Consider the following 23969-nt stretch of genomic DNA (forward strand, 5'->3'; position numbering starts at 1 on the left):
AGGCGTGTTGGCGGGTCGAGCAAGGTCGGCGACCGCCGTCGTGGCGGTGCTGGCGTTGCTGGCCTGCGTCGGCGGCCTGGTCACGGCTGCCGCGACGCCCGCGTCGGCCCAGGTGCCGGGAGTACGCATCCAGATCGACTCCGTGACGCCGTACGCCACCAAAGGGACGAAAAACCTTCGCATCACCGGCCGGGTGGTCAACTCCGGCGACGTGGCGCTGTCGACCGTCAACGCGATGTTGTGGTTCGATCAGTCGCCCCTCACGTCCCGTGACGAGCTCACCGCCGCGGCCGCCGAGGAGCCGGGCGAACGCCTCGGCACCCGCATGGACCAGCCGTGGAACCTCGTGGACCAGGTGGCCCCGAGGCTGCGGCCGCACGCCTCGGCACGGTTCGACGTCAAGGTGCCGATGCAGCAACTCGGACTGGACACGGCGGGTGTGTACGTCGTCGGCGTCGACATCCGGGCCACCACGCCGGATTCCAGCCTGCGGGAGACCTGGCGGGCTCGCACCTTCCTGCCGTACCTCCCGGCGGGCACCAAGCTGACGCCGGTCGAGGTGGCGTTCGTCCTGCCCGTCACCGACCAGCCGCGCCTGGTCGACGGCGACGTCATGCGCGGCTCCTCCGTGAGCAACGACGCCGGTGACACCCCGGCGCTCGGGGAGTTCGCACCGACTGGGCGGCTGAGCCGGCTGCTCGAACTCGGCGCCGACCACGGTCTCAGCTTCCTCGTCGACCCGTCCCTGCTGGACGAGGCACGGCGGATGTCCGACGGATTCACCACCTCGGCGGGCACCAGGGTCGGCGCCGACCAGACCGCCGACGTGCGCCGGTGGCTCAACCGAGCCCGGGGGGTGCTCGCTGCCGGTGACGCGAAGATGCTGCCGTACGCCGACCCCGACCTCCCCGCCCTGCAGCGCTACCACCTCACCGACCGTTTCCCCCAGGCGGTCCGGGCCGCCGACCAGGCCTCGGACGAGTACCAGTCCGGCGGCACCCTCGTCTGGCCCGGTGCGGGCTACGCCGACGCGGGCACCCTGGAGACGATCGCCGCCAGCAAGGCCCACACCGTGCTGCTGTCCCAGCGGGCCCTGCCCGGGCTGCCCAAGGACGGGTCCAGCCCGGTGGCGTCGTTGGCCACCCCCGAAGGCGCGGTGACCGCGCTCGTCGCCGACCCGGCCCTGACCGCCGGCGGACCGGGCGGGCGGTCCTCACCCGTGAGCATCCAGCAGCGGTTCCTGAGCGAGACCGCGCTGGCGGCGATGCAGGGCGGCAACCCGGCCACCACGCTCCGGAGGATGGTCGCCGCGATGCCGCGCGACTGGAACCCAGGTGCCTCCGGCGCCACGTTGTTCCGCACCGTCGAGTCCGTCTCCTGGCTGCGACCCCTCTCGGTCGGCGCGCTGCTGTCCCAGGCGCCCACGGCCTACGGCGGCCCGCTGCGTACGTCTCCCAGCGACACCCGGGCCGAGCTCAGCCGGAGCCAGGTCGAGCATCTGCGCGAGCTCGCGGCCACCTCGGCCATGCTGCTGGACATGCTGGCCGAGCCGGAGCGGTCCCGCCCGGCCCTGGATCGGGAGTTCCTGCGCGGAGCCTCCACGTCGTGGCGGCGCGACGACGCCGACGCGGTCGACCTCATCGACACCATGACCTCCCGGATCCGGGCGGCCATCGGCCGGGTCGAGGTCGTCCCGCCGCGCCTGGTGACCCTGTCCAGCCAGACCGGCCGCTTCCCGGTGACGATCTGGAACCGCGGCAGCCAGCCGGTGGAGGTACGCCTCGAGGTGCGCCCCCGCGACCCCAAACTGCTCAAGGTGGCCCCCATCGACCCGGTGCGCGTCGACCCCAACCGCAAGGCGACGGTGAGCGTGACGGCGCAGGCTCCGTCGGACAGCGCGGTCCGGTCCGCGGTGCAGATGGAGGCGCGGGTGACGACCCGTTCCGGTACGTCGTTCGGCGCCACCCAGCCGTTCTTCGTCAGGGTCACCGGCTACGGTCAGGTCGGCTGGGTGGTCATCTTCGTCGGCCTGGGGCTGTTGCTGTTGGCGGCCGGTACGCGTATCGTCCGGCGGCTGCGGTCGGCCGCGGCAGCCCGGAGGGCCACGGCCGGCGGTCAGGGCGAGGCGGCCACCGAGGTCGACGAGCCCGGCGCGGCGACCGAGCCCGGCACCGAGCCCGGCGAGCCCGCTCCGGACGAGACGCCGGGCGACCCGGCACGGTCCAACGGCCAGGCCGCGCAGCCGAACGACGAGGATCCCGGCACCCAGCCTGGTTCCGAACCCGGCTCCCAGCCCGGCTCCCAGCCCGGCTCTCCTGGCCCCGACATGACGAAGGCGAAGCGGTGAACGGTGACGTCGCTGTCCCCCAGAAGAAGGAACCACGAAACGAGCAGACCAGCCTGCTGCGCGCCAGCGCGGTCATGGCGGCCGGCACCGTGGTCTCCCGGGTCACCGGCTTCGTCCGCAGCCTGGTCCTAGTCTGGGCCCTCGGCACGGCGTTCTTCGCGGACACGTTCAACCTCGCGAACACGATCCCGAACTCGCTCTACATCCTGATCGCCGGCGGCGCGCTCAACGCGGTCTTCGTACCCCAGCTCGTCCGGGCGATGAAGAACGACCCGGACGGCGGCGTGGCGTTCGCCCAGCGGCTGCTCACCCTCGCGGCGCTCGTTCTGGCCGGCATGAGCGTGGTGGCAGTGGTCTGCGCCCCGCTACTGGTGCGCGCCTACTCCGGTGCGGCGATGAACGCTCCCGCCAACCGGCCGTACTTCGACCTCGCGGTGACGTTCGCGTGGTACTGCCTGCCGCAGATCTTCTTCTACGGCCTGTACGTCATCCTCGGCCAGATGCTGAACGCCCGCGGGCGGTTCGGGCCGATGATGTGGTCGCCGATCCTCAACAACATCGTCTCGATCCTGGTCTTCGTGGCGTTCATCGTGGTCTCCGACGCGGACACCCCGCAGGAGATCACCGGCGCGCAGATCCTGTTGCTGGGCCTCGGCTCGACCCTCGGCATCGCCGTCCAGGCTCTGGTCCTGTTGCCGGTGCTGCGCAGCGCGGGCTTCCGGCTCCGCCCGAGGTTCGACTTCCGGGGCGGCGGCATCGGCAAGTCCGGCCGGCTGGCGATCTGGACCGTCGGGTTCGTCCTGGTCAACCAGGTGTGGTTCATCGTGGCCACCCGGCTGACCACCGCGGTGAGCGCGCAGGCGCTGGAGAGGTTCGGGCACGACAGCGGGTACGGCCTCACGCCGTACCTCAACGCCTACCTCATCCTGATGCTCCCGCACGCGGTGATCACGGTCTCCATCGTCGCGGCGCTGCTGCCGAGGATGAGCCGGTCGGCGGCCGAGGGCGACAACGGCGCGGTCCGCGACGACCTGTCGTACGGCCTGCGGCTCACGGCCGTGGCGATCATCCCGGCGTCGGTCGCCTTCCTCGCCCTCGGCGCGGACATGACCACCGCGCTGTTCTTCTTCCTGCACGGAGGCGGGGACACCAGCGCGCGGTTCATGGGGTACGTCCTGATGGGGTTCGCGCTCGGTCTGATCGGGTTCTCCAGCCACCACATCGTCCTGCGGGGCTTCTACGCCTACGAGGACACCCGCACGCCGGTCTTCGTCCAGATCGGCGTGGTGCTGGTGGGCATCGTGTGTGCGGTGATCGCCTACTCCGTCCTGCCGGTGCAGTGGAAGACGGTGGGCATCGCCGCGTCGTACGGCCTCGGCTACTGGATCGGGTTCCTCGGCAGCCTGGTCGTGCTGCGCCGCCGGATGGGCGGGGTCGACGGGCGCCGGCTGTTCAGCACGTACGCCCGGGCCGGCGGGGCGGCGCTGATCCCCGGCGCGCTCGCGTACGCCCTCGCCCGGCTGGTCACCGCCGGGCTCGGTGACTCCCCGCTGGTGGAACTACTGGCGGTGGCGGTGGGTGGAGTGGTCCTGCTCGGGGGATACCTTGTCCTGGCCAGACTCTTCGCGGTCCGGGAGATCGCCGAGCTCCTCGGCCTCCTCCGTGCCAGGCTGGGCCGGTCCGCAGCCTGACGGCCGTGTGGCGATCGTCGCCGGGCGAGCGCTCGGAGCAATCGGGCATTAGCATGTAAGCGCCAGTCAGACAGTCCGGGACGGATCGGCGTCCCTCGGCGAGCAGGAGGGCCGTGCATCCGACCGATGTCGACCCGGGCGTGACGCTCGCCGGTCGTTACCGTGTCGCCGAGCTTCTCGCGGAGACGCCCGGCGACGGCGGGGTGGCGCAGACCTGGCGGGCCATCGACGAGGTCCTCTCACGTTCCGTCGTCGTGCATGTGCTGGCCGCGGACGATCCGCGGGTCGACCACCTGCTCGAGGCGTCCCGGCGGGCCGCGACCGCCGCCGACGTACGTTTCATCCGGGTGCTCGACGCGTTGCGTGACGACGGGGTCGCCTACGTCGTCCGCGAGTGGGTGGCCGGCCGCAGCCTCGGCGCGTTGCTGGCCGACGGACCGTTGCCGCCCCAGCAGGCCGGTCTGCTGGTCCGTGAGGTGAGCGAGGCGATCGCCCGCGCCCACGACCAGGGACTGTCCCACGAGCGGCTCGACCCCGACGCCGTGGTGGTCACCGACACCGGCTCCATCAAGATCGTCGGACTGGCGACCCAGGCCGCGCTCAGCGGCGCCCGCACCGACGAGGACACCGGAACCGACCCGCAACGCGAGGACGCGGTCGGCATCGGCCGGCTCCTCTACGCCGCGCTGACCGCGCGCTGGCCGGCCGGCCCGCGCAGTGGACTGAACGCCGCACCCCGCGCGGCCGACGGCACGCTGTTGTCGCCGCGGCAGTGCCGGGCGGGCGTCCCGCGCTCGCTGGACGAGATCACCGAGCGGATCCTCGACGAGCACCCCCGGCACGGCGACCCACTGACCACGCCCCAGCAGATCGCCGCCGCGCTCACCGAGGTCGTCGGCATGACCCCGATCGAGGGGGTGCTTCCACCGACCTCGCCGTCGGGCGGCGGCCACGACCCCGGCTTCCACGCGGGTGGGCACGGGCCGACCAGCTACGCCGACGCACCCACCCAGGTGGGTGTCCCGCCGGTCGGCGCCGCCCGCGGTGACCTCAACGGCCGTGCCTCGGCCCACACCCGGCAGGTCGGTGACGGCAGCGACCTCGGCGACCAGACCCAGCGGGTTCCGGCGGCCGACATGTCCCACACCGCCATGCACCCGCGCGGCAACTACGCCCCGCCTCCTCCCGCGCAGGCACCACAGCACTACCCGCAGCAGGAGCGCGAGCAGCGGCCACGCTGGTGGCGGATCGCCGCCGCCCTGGTGGCGCTGTTGGTGCTGGCCGGCGCCGGGTTGCTCGGCTGGCAACTGATGAGCACGGCCTTCGACAACCCGGGCCCCTCGACGACACCTACCGCCGGTGACACTCCCACCCCCGCCAAGACCGAGACGGCGGCGGCGGGCTCGCCCATTCGGGTCACCGGCGCCAAGGACTTCGACCCGCCGCCGGGAGGCAACGGCGAGGAGCACCCCGAGGACGTCGCCAAGGCCTACGACGGTGACCAGTCCACGATGTGGACGACCATGGGCTACCGCAACAACCCCCAGCTCGGCGGCCTCAAGCCGGGCGTGGGGGTCTGGTTCGACCTCGGCAAGCCGGTCGACGTCGGCCGGGTCGAGCTCAGCCTGCGCAGCGGCGGCACCGACGTCCAGCTGCGGGCGGCGCCGGAGGGCGCGTCGAGCGCACCGACCACCATCGACGACTGGCAGCAGATCGCCAAGCAGGACGGCGCCGGCGGCGAGGTGACGCTGCGCCCGGACAAACCGGTGCGCACCCGGTTCCTGCTGGTCTGGCTGACCAAACTGCCGCCCGACGGTTCCGACTACCGCGGCGGGATTGCGGAGATCGTCGTACGCCGATGACCACCAGCACCCCGGACACCCTCGCCGAGGGCGGCGGTGCACCAACCGACCGGGACCTCATCGCGGCCCACGTGGCGGGCGACCCGGAAGCGTTCGCCACGTTGTTCCGCCGGCACCGTGACCGGCTGTGGGCGGTGGCGCTCCGTACGATGTCCGACCCGGACGAGGCGGCCGACGCCCTGCAGGACGCGCTGATCTCGGCGTTCCGCAACGCCGGCCAGTTCCGCGGCGACTCCGCGGTGACCACCTGGCTGCACCGCGTCGTCGTCAACGCCTGTCTGGACCGCATCAGGCGGCGTGCCGTCCGGGCGGCCGACCCGCTGCCCGAGGATGACCGGGCGGCCGAGCTGGCCGCCGACCGGCCACCGGACCCGGCGGAGGTGCAGGAGCTTCGGATCGACGTCCTCACCGCGCTCGACTCCCTCAATCCCGACCAGCGGGCGGCGATCGTGCTGGTCGACATGGAGGGCTACTCCGTGGAGGAGGCGGCGCAGATCCTCGAGTGCGCCCCCGGGACGATCAAGAGCCGGTGCGCGCGTGGCCGGGCCAGGCTCGTACCCCTGCTGGCCCACCTCCGGCCGACCGCCGGCGCCGTCTCCGAGCCCGCCGAAGCCGGGGGGAACCACCCGGCGCCACCTGACGTCCAACGCGTTCGAGGGACCCGAAGCGACCAGGACCCGGACCACCCCTGGCCTTCGGCCACCCACCGCCGAGGAGGCACGCGACGACGTGGAGGGGAGGCGAAGTGACGGCCGGCCCGCACGTTGACGACGACACCCTGGCCGCCGCCCACGCCGGGCTCCTGTCCGACGCCGAGGCCGCCCGCATCGACGCTCACCTGGCCGGCTGCGCGGCGTGCTCGGCCGCCGCGGACGCGCACGCAGAGCTCGAACACCTCCTTCGGGAGAGCGCGGCCATCCCCACCCAGATGCCCTCGGCGGTCGCCGAGCGGATGGAGTCCGCACTCGCGGCGGAGGCCCGCGCCCGCGCCGACGGCCGGCCCGGAGTGACCCCACTCTCCGCCGCCCGTGACCGTGCCGGTCGGCGTTCCGGATGGCGTCGTCCGTCCCGGCTCCTCGCCGTCGCGGCCGGCGTGGCCGTACTCGCGGCCGGTGCGGGCGTGGCCGGCAACCTCCTCGACGAGCGCGACGTCCCGGTCGCCGGTGGTTCCCACACCACGGCGCCGCGTACGCCGTCACCTTCGACCGCCTCCCCTTCACCACGACCGGTGCCACCGGGAAGCTACGCCTTCACCGCGCAGGCGGCCGGGACCAACTTCTCGGCGGCGCGCTTCGGCAGCGAGGTGGGCGCCGTCGTGGCGGCGGGCACGCCGAAGCCCCCGGGCAAACCGTTCGGTCCCCGGAGCAACAACGGCCTCGCCCCCGACCCCAGCCGCTGCGTCGACCGGGTGCTCGACGCCGCCGGCGCCGGCGGAACGCTCCTGGACACCGTCGGTGCACGCTTCGGCGGCACACCTGTGACGGTGGCACTGGTCAGGACCAGCGGCGGGTCGTCGGGCGTCCCCGAGGTCCGGGCGTACGCCATCGCGGGGTGCCCGTCGCAGGACGCACACGTCGTCGGCACCGCGCAGGTGCCGGTGCGCTGACCACCGCAGCTCGCACCGCGAAGCTCGCCCTGCGAGGCTCGTACCGGTGGTCGGCATCGACCGGTTTCTCGCTGATGTCACCCAGTCGTCACGGCGCGTGCCGGTCCACGGCGACCGGATGGCGGCGGAATGCCCGACGCCTAGGATCGGTTACGCATGGGCAGCGTCAGTTGCTTTGGAGAGCGAGGTAGTCCGTGTCCGATGTCCGCAATGTGATCGTGATCGGCTCCGGGCCCGCGGGATACTCCGCGGCGCTCTACGCCGGACGCGCACGGCTGCAGCCGCTGGTGTTCGAGGGATCGGTGGAGGCCGGTGGCGCCTTGATGAACACCACCGACGTGGAGAACTTCCCCGGCTTCCCGGACGGCATCATGGGCCCGGACCTGATGGACAACTTCCGCAAGCAGGCCGAGCGCTTCGACGCCGAGCTGGTGGCCGACGAGGTGCACAGCGTCGACCTGACCAACGAGGTCAAGGTCGTTCGCGACTCCGCCGGGGTGGAGCACCGGGCGTTCGCGGTCATCCTCGCGATGGGCTCGGCGTACCGCAAGCTCGGCATCCCGGGCGAGGAACTCCTCTCCGGGCACGGCATCTCCTGGTGTGCCACCTGTGACGGCTTCTTCTTCCGCGACCAGGACATCGCCGTCGTGGGCGGTGGCGACTCCGCGATGGAGGAGGCGCAGTTCCTGACGAAGTTCGCCCGGTCCGTGACCGTGGTGCACCGTCGCGACACGCTACGGGCGAGCAAGATCATGCAGGACCGCGCGCTGGCCAACCCCAAGATCCGGTTCCTGTGGAACACCGAGGTGCTGGCGGCCGAGGGCACCGACAAGCTGGAGGGCCTGCTGGTTCGGGACACCCGGACCGGTGAGCAGTCGACGTTGCCGGTGACCGGGTTCTTCGAGGCGATCGGGCACGACCCGCGCAGTGAGCTCGTCCGCGGCCAGGTCGATGTCGACGAGGCCGGCTACGTCCTCGTCGACCACCCGAGCACCCGTACCAACCTGCCAGGAGTGTTCGCCGCCGGTGACCTCGTGGACAGCACCTACCGGCAGGCCGCGACCGCGGCGGGGACCGGTGTGGCCGCCGCCCTGGACGCGGAACGCTACCTGGCGGCGCTGGAAGACGACACGGACGTGCAGACCGCACAGACCGTGGAAGCCTGAGACGAAACCCCTTCGAGAGGAGACACCAGTGGGCGATATCAAGCCGGTGACCGATGCCGAGTTCCCGACCACGGTCCTGCAGAGCGACAAGCCGGTCGTCGTCGACTTCTGGGCGGAATGGTGCGGTCCCTGCCGTCAGGTGGCGCCCGTACTGGAGGAGCTCGCCAAGGAGTACGCCGACAAGATCACGTTCCTCAAGCTGAACGTGGACGAAAACCCGCAGACGCCGCTCGAGTACCGCGTGACCGGCATCCCGACCATCAACGTCTACAAGGGCGGTCAGGTCGTGAAGTCGCTGGTCGGCGCGCGTCCCAAGGCGGCGATCAAGGCCGAGCTGTCCGACCTCGTGCCGGCCTGACCGGCTGGCGTCGTACCTGGTCACACCTGGTCGCGCCTGCTCCAGACGAACACGCGGCGAGCCGCAACCTGTGAGCGCTGGGTGTCCATCCTCGTGGTCCCGGGTTCTGCGGAGGCCCCGACCGTGCGAACCGTTCGCCTCGTTCCGCCACTCCGGTGGAACGAGGCGGCGGGCGCCGGTCGGGGCCTCTCGCGTACCCGCCCCCCGTGGATCTGCATTCTCAGGTTGGCCCTCGGTCGGCCCTGTCGTCGGGACCCGTCCGCTGGGCGCCGCTCACCTCGGGGCGGTTCCGGCCTGCCGCCTCCCCCATTCGTACGGCCCGTCGGTATGAGCCCGGCCACCCACCATGGCCGACCCCGCCGCCACCGCTCTGGTCCCGTCCTGCACCGGCCGGAGGGCATCCGCCACGCCCGGCACGTTCATCGGTGCCCGCACCGAGGGATGAGTCCGGCCAGCGGGCATGGATAGCATGGCGACGCCGATCCGGGCCCAGCCCAGGGCCCGTGCGTACGCAGCGACTTCGGAGGCGCCCATGACCGAGCACCGATACGGGCTGGGCGACCGCGGTCCAGCAGTGGCCGAGATCCGTACGAAGCTGGTCCAGCTGGGCATACTGCCGACGGCCGCCGAGACCGTCGGGCACGTCGACGCGCCGTTCGACGAGACGGTCGACCAGGCCGTACGCCAGTTCCAGCAGCAGCGGGGGCTGACGGCCAACGGCGTGGTCGACGCCGAGACCTACCGCGTGCTCGACGAGGCACGCTGGCGGCTCGGTGACCGGCTGCTGTCCTACACCGCCGGCCACCTGCTCACCGGCGACGACGTCGCCACGCTGCAGCGGCGGCTGATGGAGCTGGGGTTCGAGGTCGACCGAGTGGACGGGATGTACGGCCCCAGCACCGAGCACGCCGTACGAGAGTTCCAGCACAGCGTGGGCGCACCGGTCGACGGGACCTGCGGGCCCGCGACGTTCAAGGCGCTCGCCCGGCTGTCGCCGATCGTCACCGGCGGGCGGGCCGACGCGCTCCGTGAGTCCGAAAGGATCCACCGCTCCGGTCCGCGGCTGCCCGGCAAGGTGGTCGTCATCGACCCAGGTCACGGCGGCGCCGACCTCGGTTGCTCGGCCAACGGACTGTCGGAGGCGGAGATCGCCTTCGACCTCGCCTGCCGGATCGAGGGTCGGCTGGAGGCGACCGGCGTACGGGTCTACCTGTCGCGTGGCCGCGACTCGAGCCCCGACGAGGCCGCCCGCGCGCGGTTCGCCAACGAGACCGACGCCGACCTGGTCGTGTCGTTGCACGTCGACGAGCATCCCAACCCGCACGCCAGCGGGGTCGCGACCTACTACTACGGCACGGCCGGCCACGAGGACGACATTCCGTCGACGCTGGGCGAACGCTTCGCCGGCCTGGTGCAACGCGAGATCGTCGCCCGAACCGACCTGCGCGACTGTCACACCCACGCCAAGACCTGGGACCTCCTCCGCTACACGCGGATGCCGGCCGTCCGGATCGAGCTCGGCTACGTGACGAACCCCAGCGACGCCGCCCGCATCGCCGATCCCGGCTTCCGCGACGTCGTCGCCGAGGCGATCGTGGTCGCCGTCCAGCGGGTCTACCTGCCGCCGGAGATGGACGCGCCCACCGGAGTTCTTCAACTCGGCGAGCTCATCCGCTGACCTCGGCGCCGATCGCACGTCCGCGCCCAGTTCCTGTCACATGGTCGTCGACGGCGAACGTACGAGGTCGTCAACCGGCGCTTGCCTCGCCGCCGGATTCGCCGTACCGCTTGAGCTTCGGCTTCCGGGCTGGGCTGGGCGCCTGTCAACTCGGTCCTGCGGGTGACAAGACCGCGTTGACAGCCCACCGGTGGGGCGAGTCGTTCCACGCGCGGGCGGAATCCCGACCGACCGTCAGGCGGGGTTCGGAACACCTTCGGGAGTCATCGAGTCGATCAGCTTCTCCAGTGCCGCCTCGACATCCTCCTTCCAGGTAAGGACGTTGCGGAGCTCGATCCGCAGCCGCGGGTACCGATGGTGCGGGCGTACGGTCTTGAATCCCACCGACAGCAGGAAGTCCGCGGGCAGCACACACTCGGGCCGATGCCAGGTGGTGTCACCGAAGACCTCCACCGCGCGTACGCCTCGCCGGAGCAGATCCTTCACCACGCTCTGGACCATCACCCGGCCGAGGCCGGTCCCCGCGAAGTCGGGGAGCACCCGCGCCGTCATCAGCAGCACCGCGTCCGCGCTCACCGGCGAGGTGGGAAAGGCGACCGAGCGAGGGACGTACGACGGAGGTGCGTACATCGCGAAGGCCGCCGGCACTTCGTCGACGTAGCAGACCTTTCCGCACGACCCCCATTCCAGCAGGGCGGCGGAGATCCACGCCTCCTTCTCCAGCCCCGGGTCGCCGGCGTCCTCGGCACGCTGGCGCGCGACCGGGTCGAGTTCCCAGAAAACGCACTGCCGACACGGCCACGGCAGATCGTCGAGGTTGTCGAGGGTGATGTTGACGATACGGCGTGTCGTACCCATGGTGCCGCTACCCGTGCCCACCCCGACCGACGTGCTGGACCCGATCTGCCCCGCCCGTGGTCGGTGCCTGGTCGGTACCGTTCGCGTGGCCCGCCCCGTTCGCGTAGCCCGTTCCGGCGACCACCGGGAATGGCGAATGGTCCGAAACGACGGCATCGGCGGGTTGGCTCGCCGTGTGGTCCTCGGAGGCGACCGGCGCGGCGTACCCGCCGGCGTACTCGGCCACGGGCTCGCCCACGCGGTGGTGTCGTCGCCTCAGTAGCGCGCTCACAAAACCGGCGAGCGCTCCCGCACCGATGCCCATCAGCATCCAGGTGACGATCCGCATGACTACCCTTCTGGTGCTGACCCAGGTCCCCGCGAGGCCGCTCCATAGGGCATCGTAGTAGCCAGTGGGCAGCCCAGGGGGTATGCGGCTGCGCGCTTCCGCGAAGAGAGGAGCGTACGCCGCTATGGAGGGCAGTCCGGAGCACCGGCCAGTACACCGCGAGACGAGGTTCGACGCCGACGTCACGCGGTACGCAGCACGCGCCAAGGGCATGGTCGCCTCCGAGATCCGAGCGTTGTTCTCCGTCGCCAACCGGCCGGAGGTCGTCTCCCTCGCCGGCGGCTCCCCCAACATCTCCGGGCTTCCCCTCGACGTGGTCGGCTCGCTGCTCAGCGAACTCGTGGTCGAGCACGGCGCGGTCGCGATGCAGTACTCCCCCGCACAGGGAGATCCACGGCTGCGTGAGCAGATCACCGAGGTGATGGCGGAGGTCGGCATCGACGCCAACCCGGACGACGTGGTGGTCACTGTCGGTAGTCAGCAGGCGCTCGACCTGGTGACCCGGATCTTCTGCGACCCCGGCGACACCGTGGTCTGCGAGGCTCCGAGCTACGTGGGCGCGCTCGGCGTCTTCGCCGCCTACCAGTGCGACGTGGTGCACGTCGAGATGGACGGCGAGGGGCTGGTGCCCGAGCACCTGGACAACGCGCTCACCACGCTGGCCGCGCAGGGCCGGCGGGTGAAGCTGCTCTACACGATCCCGAGTTACCACAATCCGATGGGCGTCTCGCTCAGCCTGGACCGGCGGCAGCGGGTGCTGGAGATCTGTCACCGGCACGACGTCCTGGTGGTCGAGGACGACCCGTACGGCCTGCTCGGGTTCGAGGGCGAGCCCTACCGCGCGCTCCGTGCCGACGACCCGGCCCGGGTGGTCTACCTCGGGTCCTTCTCCAAGACGTTCGCGCCCGGGTTCCGCGTGGGCTGGGCGCTGGCTCCGCACGCGATCCGGGACAAGCTGGTGCTGGCCCAGGAGTCGGCGACGCTGTGCCCGCCGACGTTCAGCCAGTACGCCGTGGCGACCTACCTCGCCAACCACGACTGGAAGGGCCAGATCAAGTCCTTCCGGGAGATGTACCGCGAGCGCCGTGACGCCATGCTGGAGTCGCTGGCCGACCTGATGCCGGCGACCACCACGTGGACCACGCCGCGGGGCGGGTTCTTCGTGTGGGTCACCCTTCCCGAGGGCATCGACGCGAAGGCGATGTCGCCGCGTGCGGTCACCTCCCGGGTGGCGTACGTACCCGGTACGGCCTTCTACGCCGACGGGTTCGGGTCGCAGAACATGCGGCTCTCGTACTGCCTGCCCCCACCGGACCGGATCCGGGAGGGTGTCCGCCGATTGGCGGCGGTGGTGGAACGGGAACTAGAGCTTCGGGAGACCTTCGGGCCCGTACGCGGTGGTCGCGACGGAGGTATCGAGTTCCCTGGCCCAGAGGTGCGCTGAGAAGTGCGCTTGAGCGAGACGAGCGGGCGAGCCGGTTGGTGACGAAGGGACGGCAGATGAGCGATCTTGGCCGCGTGGTGGTTCTCGCGGGTGGCCTCTCCCACGAACGCGAGGTTTCACTTCGGTCGGGACGCCGGGTCAGCGAGGCGCTACGAGACGTAGGCGTGGAAGTCGAGGAACGCGACGCGGATGCCGGCCTGATCCCGTCCCTCCAGTCCGACCCGCCGGCGGCGGTGTTCCCCCTGCTGCACGGCGTGGCGGGTGAGGACGGAGCGCTGCGAGAAGTGCTGGACCTCCTCGAGGTGCCGTACGCGGGTTCCACCCCGGCCGCGTGCCGGTCGGCGTTCGACAAGCCCGTGGCCAAGACCGTGGTGTCCGCGGCCGGTGTCCGGACGCCTGAGTCGGTCGTGCTCCCGCACGAGACGTTCCGCGAGCTCGGTGCGCAGACGGTCCTGGACCGGATCGTCGACCGGCTGGGGCTGCCACTGGTGGTGAAGCCGACCCGGGGTGGCTCGGCTCTCGGCTGCAGCGTCGTACGCGACGTCTCCGAACTCCCCGCCGCGATGGTCAGCTGCTTCGCCTACGGCGATGTCAGCCTGCTCGAGCGCCATGTCAGCGGCACCGAGGTGAGCGTGACCGTGGTCGACGTGGGCGACGGCCCGCAGGCGCTTCCGGCGGTGGAGATCGTGCCGGACAGCGGCGTGTACGACTACGCCGCCCGTTACAACGCCGGCGCGACGGAGTTCATCGCTCCGGCCCGGCTCGGCGACGACTCCGCCGCCGCGTGCGCACAGATGGCGCTGGCCGCGCACAACGCCCTGGGGCTGCGGGACCTGTCCCGAAGCGACCTGATCGTGGATGCCGACGGGCTGTCGTGGTTCCTGGAGGTCAACGTCGCGCCCGGTATGACCGAGACGTCGCTGGTGCCGCTGGCGTTCGAGTCTGCGGGACTGGACCTCGGTGTCGTCTGTCGCGAGCTCCTCGACGCTGCCGTACGCCGCGCCGCGCCGACGGTCGACGCCTAGGCCTTCCGCGGCCTTCCGCGGACCAGCCTCTCTGGCGTTCACCGCGTTCGCCCTGTCCATGAGCTGGGTTGCGCGTACGGGGTGAACGCGTCCCGCGCTTGCTCTGCGCCTGCACAGCCGACAGGGGCCCACCACAACCCGCCTGTGGTCCGAGGCCCGGGTGCCCTGTGCGGGCTACGTCCGCCAGCTCCTGGAAGTCGGCGGCCGAACCTGCGTGAAGCGCCTCCGCCCCGGCTATGTCGCCGAGGCGGCGCCTTCTCCGCCAGGTGGGCGGCGGCCACGGCATGAATTGTGTCCAACGCATGCTTAAGGCGGCCGATGACCTGGGGATGTACCTGTGAGTTACGGCACCCTCGGTGGATCTCCACCAAGCCGGTAACCCTCCCAGCCGCCGGGAACAACGCTTCTACCTGCGGGTTTACGGTGCCCACCGTCGAGGCCGGCAGACGACGCGATGTGGAAACCGATGTGGAAAAAGCTGGGGATCATCGGCTTCCCGGGCTGTCAGACCTGTTCCTGACTCTCCAGGATCTCCGCCGCAGGTGGGTCCATCAGGCCGATGATCCGCTCCAGGTCGTCCAGGGACGCGAACTCCACCGTGATCCGTCCCTTCGACCGGCCCAACGCGACCTTCACCCGGGTCTCGAACCGGTCACCCAGACGGGTTTCCAGGTCGGCGAGCCGGGGCGCCACCGGCTTCGACGTACGCCTCGGCTTGGCCTTCTCGCCCTCGCCGAGCCCGACGGCGATGATCTCCTCGAGAGCGCGCACCGACAGGCCCTCGGCAATGACGCGGTGGGCCAGCCGGTCCTGGGTCTCCTCGTCGTCGATCGCCAGAAGGGCCCTCGCGTGTCCGGCGGTCAGCACTCCGGCCGCGACCCGGCGCTGGACGGTCGGCGGGAGCTTCAACAGCCGCAGTGTGTTGCTGATCTGTGGACGAGAGCGCCCGATTCGCTGCGCGAGGTCGTCGTGGGTGCAGCCGAAGTCGTCCAGCAGCTGCTCATAGGCGGCCGCCTCCTCGAGCGGGTTGAGCTGCGCCCGGTGCAAGTTCTCCAGCAAGGCATCCCGCAACATCGCGTCGTCGCCGGTGTCCCGGACGATCGCAGGGATCTTGTCGAGGCCGGCTTCCTGCGTGGCCCGCCACCGGCGTTCACCCATCACCAGCTCGTACGAGTCGGCGTTCAGGCGACGTACGACGATCGGCTGGAGCAGGCCGATCTCCTTGATCGAGTGGACGAGCTCGGCCATGGCCTCCTCGTCGAAGACCTGGCGCGGCTGCCGTGCATTCGGCCTGATCGCATCGACCGGCACTTCTGCGAAGTGTGCGCCGGCCACTGCGGGCGGTTCCGTGATCTGGGCGGCCGTCATGCCGCCCGCCTCGGCGGGGTTCTCGACGGCCGGCGTCGCCGTACCGTCGCGGTCGGGCGGAGGGGTCGCCTGGTTGGCCGTCTGCGGAGGAGCCGGCGGAATGAGCGCGCCGAGCCCACGACCCAAACCACGTCGAACCGTCATCGAACGTCCCCTCGCTTGGTAGCTTCTGCGGTGGTCGAGCCTAGTACGTCTGAGTTGTCGCTATCGCCTTGGCGACCGTCCTGTGGCGGCGAACTCGGCGGTGGCGCCGCCGGGTCGCGGTGCGCCAACTCCCGAGCCGCCTCGAGATAGGACAGCGCGCCGGACGAACTCGGATCCCAGGTCATCGCCGTCTGGCCGAAGCTGGGCGCCTCCGAGATCCGGACCGAGCGCGGGATCGACGTACGCAGCACCGCCGAGCCGAGGTTCTCCCGCGCGTTCTCGGCGACCTGGGCCGAGAGCCGGGTACGTGCGTCGTACATCGTCAGAAGGACTGTCGACACCGTGAGGTCCTGGTTGAGCTCACGTACGAGTTCGACAATCTTGAAGAGCGTCTCGACGCCCTCCAGGGCGTAGTACTCGCACTGGATCGGTACGAGTACCTCCTGGCCCGCGACCAGGGCGTTCATGGTGAGCAACCCAAGAGACGGAGGACAGTCGATCATCACGTAGTCGAACCGTTCACCTGCCGCCTCCCGCTCCCGCAGGTAGGTGTCCAGGGCGCGCTTGAGCCGGCTTTCCCGCGCCACCACGCTGGCCAGTTCAAGCTCCGCGCCCGACAGGTCGATGGTCGCAGGGACCGCCCACAACGTCGGGAAGCGCGGGACACCGTGGACGAACTTCCCCAGAGGCTGCCGGTCGACCACCACGTCGTAGATGCCGGGTGCACCCTCGCTGTGCTCGATTCCCAGCGCAGTCGACGCGTTCCCCTGCGGGTCGAGGTCGATCACCAGGACGCGAGCGCCTGATCCCGCCAATGCCGCGGCCATGTTCACCGCGGTGGTCGTCTTGCCGACACCGCCCTTCTGGTTCGCCACCACGAAGATCCGGGTCTTCAGCGGCTTCGGCAACGTCGGTCGAAAGACCATCGGCAAGTTCACGTTGGGCGGGAGCGACGCGGCCGGCGGTAGCTCGGTCGTTTCACGTGAAACGAGGATGTCCGCGTCGTCCGGCTGGGGCATCGGTGTCGAGTCGCTTCCCGTAGCGAGCACTGAAGCCGAACCTGCCTCGCTCGAACCGACACCTTCCGTTGACGGTGCGTCCCCCGGTGACCCAACCACGGCGTCGCCAGTAGCCGCGAAGTCGCTCTCGCCGTCGCCAGGCGCTTCCGCTTGAGCGTCCGGACCAGGTTCCAGATTGGTCGCGGCGACCTCGGCTTCCTCGTCGAACCCTCTGCCCGCCGACTGAGCGACGGAGTTCCGGCGCCCTGCCTCAGGGGGGTTCACCTCCTCGGCATGTGCGTCCCGTTCGTCGCCGACTGCGGCTGACGGCTCGAGCCCGCGCCCCTCAAGCTCAGCGGGGGCGTGCCGCTCCACCGGAGAACTCTCCTCCTGGCCGGGTGCCCGTAGTTCCTCTGCCTGGGAGTCCACCCCTTCCGAGGCGCGCGATGCCTCCGATACGGAATCGTTCTCCCAGTCGCTGGGCGCTGCCGACTCAGGTGCCGACCCGGCCGCCGCACCGCCTGACGCCTGCGAACAAGCATCCCGTGCTGGCGATCCGCCCTCTCCTGCCCGCGCCTCAGCTTCGGATGCGAGCGAGTCAACCGCAGACGTTGCCTCCATCGCGTGGATCTGCCGGTCAGCCGCCGATGCGCCCTCGCTGCCCGAGGCGTGCGTCGCCATGCCGTCTTCGGCCTCATCGGTCCACCCAACTGACCGGTCCGTTTCACGTGAAACGAGCACGTCCCTGCCGACGCCATCAACTGACGTCGCCCGAAGCTCGTCGCGAGTGGCGGCTGCTTCATCCAGGCTGTCACCGGCGTACCGCTGCCCCTCGGTGTCAGACGCCTCGGTGTCGGACGCCTCGCCAGAAACAGTTGCCGGAGGCGAGTCGGGCGAGGACGCCTCTCTCGAGTCTGCGCTCGCCGCGGTAGCCGGGCTCATCGGCAGCTCACTTGCCGCCGCCGCTGCTGACACGGCTGCATCAGACTTCCAGTTGACCGACCCGAGGGACTCGACCTGGCTCGCACCCGGCTCAGTGGCGGCACCGGCGTCTCGCGGAGCAACTGGCTCAGTGTCGGGACCAGCGGCCGGCGCAGCTCCACGGGCAGAGTCCGGCTCAGCGTCCCCTGCAGAATCCGGCTGGGCAAGGCGACCAGCACCCGATACGGCGAGCGGCTCAGAACCTTCCGCACGGTCGGCCGACGTGTCCGTCGGTCCGGCGGCAGACGACTCCTTCGAGGTGTTCACCCTATCGGACGTGCCGCCGAGAGGCTCTGTCCGGGCGGAGCTCACCTCGGGCCCACCAGGCTGGATCCAACGCGATCCTGCCTCGCCCTGCACGCCTGGGTTCGGGACAACACCGCCCTGCGGCATCTCGACCGCCGCGGACGCCTCGATGGCGCGGATCTGTCCGGAGTCAGGTGCGTCCGTCGGCGCCGGATCCACGACGCCCGGCTTGTCTGCCGACCCGACTGGTCCGCTGGCACCCGCCGGGCCTGCGTCGGCTCCATCCTCCATGTCCGCGACTCCAGCGGCGGCGACGTGCCCATCAGCTGCGAGAGCGGAGTCACCGGCCACGTCGATCTGATCAACGCCACTCTCGTCCGTCGGCACGGACCCGATGACGTTCTCATCCCCTGCAGGTCCGGCGTCACTGCTCACGTCGAGCACGCCAGCGCGGTCCGCTGGGGAGTTCGGCGCCGAAGCATCGGTCGACTCGACGTGCCCAGGAGTTCCGGCAGAGGTAACGCAGACCTCGCCACTCTCGGTCTCCGACGACTCAGCAGAGCTGACCTTCGACTGGTCGACGCCGTTGTCGATCTCGGTCGTGTCGGCAGGGACGGGCAGCTCGTCTCTCCAGGAGTCGCCTACGCCCGATTCCTGCGCGTTCGACGGAGAGCGTTCCTCCGATGCGTCTTCGTGGAGCCCGTCACTGCCGTCGATGGCGTCCCGTGCCTGTTCGCCGATGACATCGAGGACCTCGCCCGAGCCCTCGGATACTGCCTGGGTCGACGGCCCGGCAGCCGGCGATGACCCGTCCGCGTGGTCGGCGACAGTCGATTCGTCGCGATCAGCCGCCGGCTCACCAGCGCCGTAGTTCGCGCTCGACACGCCTCGAGCGAGACCCGCCTCGGGTGCGTTCAGAAGCCCGGTGAAGCGACCTTCCGCCTCGCCAGGCAGGCTGTGGCGGCTCTCGTCCTCCGGCTGATCGCTGGAGGTCGGGTACTCGCCGGACATCCTCGGGTTCTCGGCGGCGGACTGACTGCTGTCGCCGCCCGAGACTTCGGGCTCCGCCGTGTCACCGTCGGCACACACATCCGTCCAGTTGTGCTCTGGCTGCTCCCCGATGCCGACACTCGGCGCCTGGTCCGACTCGGTATAGACACTGACGGGAGCGTGCGTTTCACGTGAAACCCGCGCTGCCGAGTCGCCATGGTCGCTCGAAGCCGACTGTTCACCAGTGGAGCCGCTCGCGTCCGCCACCAGGCTGTCGGTGATCGACGACGAGGTGTGGGGCGGAGATTCGGACCTCACCGGGCCGGCTGGATCTGTGGACAACGGCTCGCTCGCGGCCCACTGGCCAACACTGTCCTCGGTAACGGAGGCGACTTCAGTACGAAGAACGATGTCGCGCTCCACCCCGCCGAAGATCTGCTCCACACCCCTTGGTTCCGCGCCGCCCGGCTCGTCCCCGTCCCGCAGCGCCACAGGTCCGGTCTCGCCGCCAGGCTCGGCAGGGCCAGTTGACGGAATCTCAGTGCCGGATCTGTCGGTCGCACGATGCAGGTCCGGCCGAGTAGCGGAGTCAACGCGAGAAGAGACGCTCAAGCCCTCTGCTTCCTGGACCGGCTCATGCGCCCCCGAACCCGTCTCGTCCTCCCCGGAAGCAAGCACGGACTCGGACGCAGTAGCGCCCGGATCCACCTGGCCCGGCGGCGTCCGGCCCTCGAACTCCTCCTGGGAGCCGCTGAGCTCTGCGTCGCTCCCGCCGCCATCAGGCTCGACGGGATCAGCAGCCGTGGTGGTCCCACTCGCGGGCTCACCAGCGACTAGAGGCGAGTCCCCCTCGACGGACGGCCGGTGGGCATGGCGCGCCGTCAAGGGGTGCACTGCCGTGGTCGACTCGTCCTCCGCCGACGTGCCGAGATGCTTGGGAACCAGCACGTCCAGGCCGTATGCCTGCCGCTCCCGCTGGATCCGCGTCTCATCGGATTCGATCGTGGGTCGCCAGGTGCTGAAGATCTGGCTCACCCGTCCACGAGCACGGTCGACCGCACTGCGAACCCAGGTGTCGCCCGCCGCACGGTTGCGGTCGTACTCGAACGAAGCCGCGGAGCGGGGCTCTCGCTGGGGCTCGTGACCGGACTGTTCTGTACCTGTCACGGACTCGCCGCCTCCGCGTGCTGCCTCGTCAAGGTGAGTGGGCTGTTCCGCCAATCCACTGGTCGTGTCCCCTCCGCCTGCACCGACGTCACGGACCCCGGGAGGTAGCCACAGGGATGCCGTCGAAGGCGCGTCGTTCCCGGCGGTACCGCCGGTCGCTCGACCGTCAGCGCCGCCGGCCAGGAGTTGACCGCCGCGTTCGGTGTTCTGGCGTCCAGGAGCAGGAGCGCTCCCGCGGGAAGCGATGCCGCCATCATCCGTAGCGTCCGACGCCGACGGTTGCGTACGGGGCCGGTTGCCGATAGCGGACGACGCGTCGGCAAGGTCGTTCTCTGGGCGGCCAGCACCTCGCGGAGATTCCGCGACGCGCTGGTAGTCCTCGGCACCCGGCGACGCCAGCGCCTCAGTCGTTGGGCCAGATGCTTCTGGAGATTCCATCCGGGCAGAGGATTCAGTCGATGGCTGCGCAACCGAACCAGCTTGTTTCACGTGAAACGAGTCGAGGTTGGTCTGCAGCTCGCCAGAATCACGGCCTTCCTCGGACAGCTCCGGGGTCGACGTGGCAGTCGCGTCGAGGTCGGTGTCCGCGTCGGAAAGAGAGGAGGCCGAGTTCGACTCGTCGGTCCGCAGGGGCGCGGTCGGTGACTCGATCCCGTCCTCGAATTTGGCGTCTGGGTTCGACGAAGTGGAGCTCCCGACCAACGGCGTGCCCTGCGTACGGTCACGCAGACCCGGACGGTCGTCCGCGGACTGGGGGCCACCGGCGCCACCGGGGAGTACCGCGGCCGACCCGGATCCCGCCGAGTTGCTCGGCCCATTTGCGAGCGATGAGCTCCCGGCCGACGAGGTCGGCGCGGGCGCTGATCCGATGCTGTTCGGCCGGCGCTCTTCGGAAAGGGAGGCCGTCCTGGACTGCTCGGGCCGAGTGAGGCCACTCTCCGGAAAGACCGATGGAGTTGACGTCGCGTCGTGCCGCTCGGCGCTGCCCGTAGATCCGGTGTCGGCAGGCCCCTCGCCGGTCACGTCCTCATCGAGTGACGCATGAGGCGTGGCCGAATCAGTTGCGTCGGCTGGATGCGACGGAGCCGTCGAACTCGCGGCCGCCGAATCATCTCGCGCCGGCTTGGTAGGGACACCTGGCGGCGTTGTCCCCGGCCAGCCGAGTCCGGTCCGATGACGCGCAGGTCGTGGCCGCCGCGACTCGGCCTCGTGTTTGTGTGACGGTCGCCCGGGCCAGCCGAGTCCGGTTGTCACCTGCACGTCGGTCACCGTCACACTCCTCTTGCCGAACCGGATCCGTCCCGGCGATTCCGCTTCTGCTTCGCCGAGCTTCTACCACCTCGCGATGCCCCCGCGACGACGCGCACAACAGTGGTCGGCACCGACAGAAGATCTGCGCCCAGACGCTCGATGGAACACTCCGCGGCGCCGGCCGCATCGAGTTCAGGGCGCGCTTCGTCGAGTTCGGTGCCCGCGCGTTCTCCTTTCATGGCCAAGACTGACCCACCGGGCCGACACAGTCCAAGCGCGACACGGGCCAGGCGGGAAAGTGGCGCGACCGCTCTGGCCGTGACCACGTCGTAGGTGCCCCGGTGATCCTCGGCGCGAGCCCGAACTACCGTGACACCGGTCAGTTCGAGCGCCTCCGCCACCTCCGACAGGAATGTGGCCCGACGCAACAAGGGCTCCAAGAGCGTGACTCGGAGGTCTGGGCGGGCGATGGCCAGGACGATTCCCGGCAGCCCGGCACCGGAGCCGATGTCGCACACTGTGGCGTTGGCCGGGATGACGCTCGCGAGCACCCCGCAGTTCAGCAGATGCCGGTCCCACAGCCGAGGCACCTCGCGCGGGCCGAGGAGACCTCTCTCAGTACCCGCGCCCGCCAGCAGTTCGGCGTACCGCCGAGCTAGCGGCAGTCGTTCACCGAATATTTCCTCTGCGGAAGGAGGGCTCTCTGGAGCTGCGGTCGGCGGCGTTTCACGTGAAACGTCGGAGGCCGACGCCTCGGGTTCAGGCTTGCTGGACGACGACTCGCCGGTCCGGTTCTTCGCCCTCCGACTCACTCGTCAGCCCCTTCGCAGCAACGGCGTCGTGGACGATCTTCCGCTCGAACGGCGTCATCGGCGCCATCCGGACCGGCTCACCACTCGCACGGACTTCTTCGACGACCTTCTCCGCCAGTGCGACCAGGTCGGCACGGCGCTGGGCGCGGTACCCACCGATGTCGAGCATCAGCCTGCTGCGTTCCCCGGTCTCCCGGTAGACGGCGAGCCGCGTCAGCTCCTGCAGCGCTTCGAGGACCTCGCCGTCCTGGCCGACCAAGAGGTTCAGGTCGCCCCCGACGATCGCGACCATCGCGCGGTCGCCCTCTACGTCCAGGTCGATGTCCCCGTCGATGTCGGCGATGTCGAGCAGCTCTTCGAGGTAGTCAGCCGCGACGTCACCCTCGGCCTCGAGCCGGGCGATCCGATCCGCGGACGCCTCGCCGGCCTCCTCGCTGTCGGACGTTTCCGTTCCGGCGTCCTGGTCGGCACGCCCGGTCGCGTCCGCCTGTGAAGACTCCACCGAACCGGCTTCCACCGCCTGGTCGGAGTGCTCGCTCGAACCGCCGGACTTCTCCGCATCGCCACCTTCGACGAACGACGTAGCGCCTTCAGTCACGACTTCTCCTTCGTTCCCGCGCCGTCGGCGGCGCTTCACACCTTCGGGGACGGCCAGGCCGTCCGTCGTCAACGGCCCTTCCGCTTGCTACGCGGCAGGCGCTGCGGTTGTACCCGCTTGACCGTCTGCGCGGTCGCCGCCTGCTCGCCGCCGGCGGCAGGGGCCGAGCCGTTCGGGGTTTCCTTGGCGGTCTCCTTGGCGCTCCCCGGCAGGATCGCGCCAAGACCCGCGCGGTGCCCCGTCTTCTTGGTTTTGCGCGCCTGGTAGGCGTCGTAGGCAGGCGTACCCGGTGCAGGATTACGGCGAATCACCCAGAACTGCTGCCCCATCGTCCAAAGGTTCGTGGTGAACCAGTAGATGAGCACACCGACCGGGAAGTTGACGCCGCCGACCGCGAACACCAGCGGGAGCACGTAAAGCAGAAGCTTCTGCTGCTGGGCGTACTGGCCGGTCAGCGCCTCGGGCGGCATGTTCTTGCGCATCAACTGGCGCTGGGTGGTGAACGTCGTGGCCGTCATCAGGAGGATGAGCACGATCGTCACGATCCGCACGGACAGGCTCGTCGAGCCGATGAACTTGTCCGAGATGTGCGCACCGAAGATCGAAGCGTGGCGTAGGGAGTCGACCAGGTCCTGGTTCAGGCCCGAGCCACGGACCACGCCGTTCGCCGCACCGTCGAGCACCCGGAACAACGCGATGAAGATCGGAGACTGCAAGAGGATGGGCAGACACGAGGAGAACGGGTTGGTGCCGCTCTCCTTGTAGAGCTTCATGAGCTCCTGGCCCATCCGCTCCCGGTCGTGGCCGTACTTCTTCTGCAGCTCGCGCACCTTCGGCTGCAGCAGCGCCATGTTGCGGCTGGCCCGGATCTGCCGGACGAACAGCGGGATGAGCAGGATCCGGATGAAGACCACGAGGCCGACGATCGACAGAACCCACGTCCACCCCGAGTCCGGACCGAGGATCGGGGAGAAAACGGTGTAGAACGCTCGGATGATCCACGACACGACGTCGTAGAGCGGCGTAAGGATCGTGTCGTACCAACTCACGC

17 protein-coding genes are annotated in these 23969 nt (G+C 70.3%); 10 read left to right on the plus strand and 7 right to left on the minus strand.

Translation table 11 applies throughout. The features are described from left to right. Positions 1–4: 4 nt before the first annotated feature. From BLU27_RS05370 to BLU27_RS05405, 8 genes are all read left to right on the plus strand, one after another. The gene (locus tag BLU27_RS05370; RefSeq protein ID WP_157728249.1) at positions 5–2347 is read left to right on the plus strand and encodes a DUF6049 family protein; all 2343 of its coding nucleotides are present in this window, start codon (positions 5–7) and stop codon (positions 2345–2347) included. After that, positions 2344–4038 carry a murein biosynthesis integral membrane protein MurJ gene (gene murJ, locus BLU27_RS05375; RefSeq protein WP_092651099.1) on the plus strand — a complete coding sequence of 565 codons (1695 nt, stop codon included), beginning with the start codon at positions 2344–2346 and terminating at the stop codon, positions 4036–4038. Before BLU27_RS05370 ends, murJ begins: the two co-directional genes overlap by 4 nt. Before the next feature lie 113 nt (positions 4039–4151). Beyond that, entirely contained in the window at positions 4152–5900 is a 1749-nt protein-coding gene (locus BLU27_RS05380) for a protein kinase family protein (protein WP_092651101.1), read from the plus strand. Further along, on the plus strand, positions 5897–6649 hold the full coding sequence (sigM, locus tag BLU27_RS05385; protein ID WP_092651103.1) for an RNA polymerase sigma factor SigM: 753 nt from the start codon (positions 5897–5899) through the stop codon (positions 6647–6649). The genes BLU27_RS05380 and sigM overlap by 4 nt, the downstream gene beginning before the upstream one ends. Next, positions 6646–7506, plus strand: coding sequence for a zf-HC2 domain-containing protein (locus BLU27_RS05390; RefSeq protein ID WP_157728250.1), 861 nt, complete (start codon positions 6646–6648; stop codon positions 7504–7506). Before sigM ends, BLU27_RS05390 begins: the two co-directional genes overlap by 4 nt. A gap of 194 nt (positions 7507–7700) precedes the next feature. Further along, the gene (trxB, locus tag BLU27_RS05395; protein ID WP_092651107.1) at positions 7701–8672 is read left to right on the plus strand and encodes a thioredoxin-disulfide reductase; all 972 of its coding nucleotides are present in this window, start codon (positions 7701–7703) and stop codon (positions 8670–8672) included. A 28-nt stretch (positions 8673–8700) separates the two neighbouring features. Further along, on the plus strand, positions 8701–9030 hold the full coding sequence (trxA, locus tag BLU27_RS05400) for a thioredoxin (RefSeq protein ID WP_092651124.1): 330 nt from the start codon (positions 8701–8703) through the stop codon (positions 9028–9030). Positions 9031–9562: 532 nt separating this feature from the next. Continuing rightward, a complete protein-coding gene (locus BLU27_RS05405; protein WP_092651126.1) occupies positions 9563–10708 on the plus strand; it encodes an N-acetylmuramoyl-L-alanine amidase in 1146 nt (381 codons plus the stop codon). 234 nt (positions 10709–10942) lie between these two features. Here BLU27_RS05405 and BLU27_RS05410 read toward each other — a convergent pair whose 3' ends face one another. Both BLU27_RS05410 and BLU27_RS05415 read right to left on the minus strand, forming a co-directional pair. Further along, complete coding sequence (locus BLU27_RS05410) at positions 10943–11566, minus strand: GNAT family N-acetyltransferase (protein WP_092657208.1); 624 nt, start codon at positions 11564–11566, stop codon at positions 10943–10945. A gap of 7 nt (positions 11567–11573) precedes the next feature. Further along, entirely contained in the window at positions 11574–11894 is a 321-nt protein-coding gene (locus BLU27_RS05415; RefSeq protein ID WP_092651129.1) for a hypothetical protein, read from the minus strand. A 124-nt stretch (positions 11895–12018) separates the two neighbouring features. On the opposite strand from BLU27_RS05415, the gene BLU27_RS05420 reads away from it, so the two are divergent. Further along, positions 12019–13338, plus strand: a complete 1320-nt coding sequence (locus BLU27_RS05420) for an aminotransferase-like domain-containing protein (RefSeq protein WP_092651132.1) — start codon at positions 12019–12021, stop codon at positions 13336–13338. 56 nt (positions 13339–13394) lie between these two features. Continuing rightward, complete coding sequence (locus BLU27_RS05425; protein ID WP_092651135.1) at positions 13395–14363, plus strand: D-alanine--D-alanine ligase family protein; 969 nt, start codon at positions 13395–13397, stop codon at positions 14361–14363. Between the two features lie 504 nt (positions 14364–14867). On the opposite strand, the gene BLU27_RS05430 is transcribed toward BLU27_RS05425, so the two are convergent. From BLU27_RS05430 to yidC, 5 genes are all read right to left on the minus strand, one after another. Then, positions 14868–15875 (minus strand): ParB/RepB/Spo0J family partition protein, encoded by a 1008-nt coding sequence (locus BLU27_RS05430; RefSeq protein ID WP_092651137.1) that lies wholly within the window; start codon positions 15873–15875, stop codon positions 14868–14870. Beyond that, positions 15872–16894, minus strand: a complete 1023-nt coding sequence (locus BLU27_RS31120) for a ParA family protein (RefSeq protein ID WP_092651139.1) — start codon at positions 16892–16894, stop codon at positions 15872–15874. Before BLU27_RS31120 ends, BLU27_RS05430 begins: the two co-directional genes overlap by 4 nt. A 4634-nt stretch (positions 16895–21528) precedes the next feature. Beyond that, positions 21529–22188, minus strand: coding sequence for a 16S rRNA (guanine(527)-N(7))-methyltransferase RsmG (rsmG, locus tag BLU27_RS05440; protein WP_241827991.1), 660 nt, complete (start codon positions 22186–22188; stop codon positions 21529–21531). Positions 22189–22267: 79 nt separating this feature from the next. Then, positions 22268–22837, minus strand: coding sequence for a Jag family protein (locus tag BLU27_RS05445; protein ID WP_197681878.1), 570 nt, complete (start codon positions 22835–22837; stop codon positions 22268–22270). A 149-nt stretch (positions 22838–22986) separates the two neighbouring features. Further along, positions 22987–23967 (minus strand): membrane protein insertase YidC, encoded by a 981-nt coding sequence (yidC, locus tag BLU27_RS05450; RefSeq protein WP_092651143.1) that lies wholly within the window; start codon positions 23965–23967, stop codon positions 22987–22989. Positions 23968–23969 lie beyond the last annotated feature (2 nt).

This window comes from Actinopolymorpha singaporensis, assembly GCF_900104745.1.
GTDB lineage: Bacteria > Actinomycetota > Actinomycetes > Propionibacteriales > Actinopolymorphaceae > Actinopolymorpha > Actinopolymorpha singaporensis.

Bases quoted from the DNA above. Each gene is read 5' to 3' on its own strand.
- sigM (WP_092651103.1), top strand. From the start codon at position 5,897: ATGACCACCAGCACCCCGGACACCCTCGCCGAGGGCGGCGGTGCACCA.
- BLU27_RS05405 (WP_092651126.1), top strand. From the start codon at position 9,563: ATGACCGAGCACCGATACGGGCTGGGCGACCGCGGTCCAGCAGTGGCC.
- BLU27_RS05410 (WP_092657208.1), bottom strand. From the start codon at position 11,566: ATGGGTACGACACGCCGTATCGTCAACATCACCCTCGACAACCTCGAC.
- BLU27_RS05415 (WP_092651129.1), bottom strand. From the start codon at position 11,894: ATGCGGATCGTCACCTGGATGCTGATGGGCATCGGTGCGGGAGCGCTC.
- BLU27_RS05420 (WP_092651132.1), top strand. From the start codon at position 12,019: ATGGAGGGCAGTCCGGAGCACCGGCCAGTACACCGCGAGACGAGGTTC.
- BLU27_RS05425 (WP_092651135.1), top strand. From the start codon at position 13,395: ATGAGCGATCTTGGCCGCGTGGTGGTTCTCGCGGGTGGCCTCTCCCAC.
- BLU27_RS05430 (WP_092651137.1), bottom strand. From the start codon at position 15,875: ATGACGGTTCGACGTGGTTTGGGTCGTGGGCTCGGCGCGCTCATTCCG.
- BLU27_RS31120 (WP_092651139.1), bottom strand. From the start codon at position 16,894: ATGCCCCAGCCGGACGACGCGGACATCCTCGTTTCACGTGAAACGACC.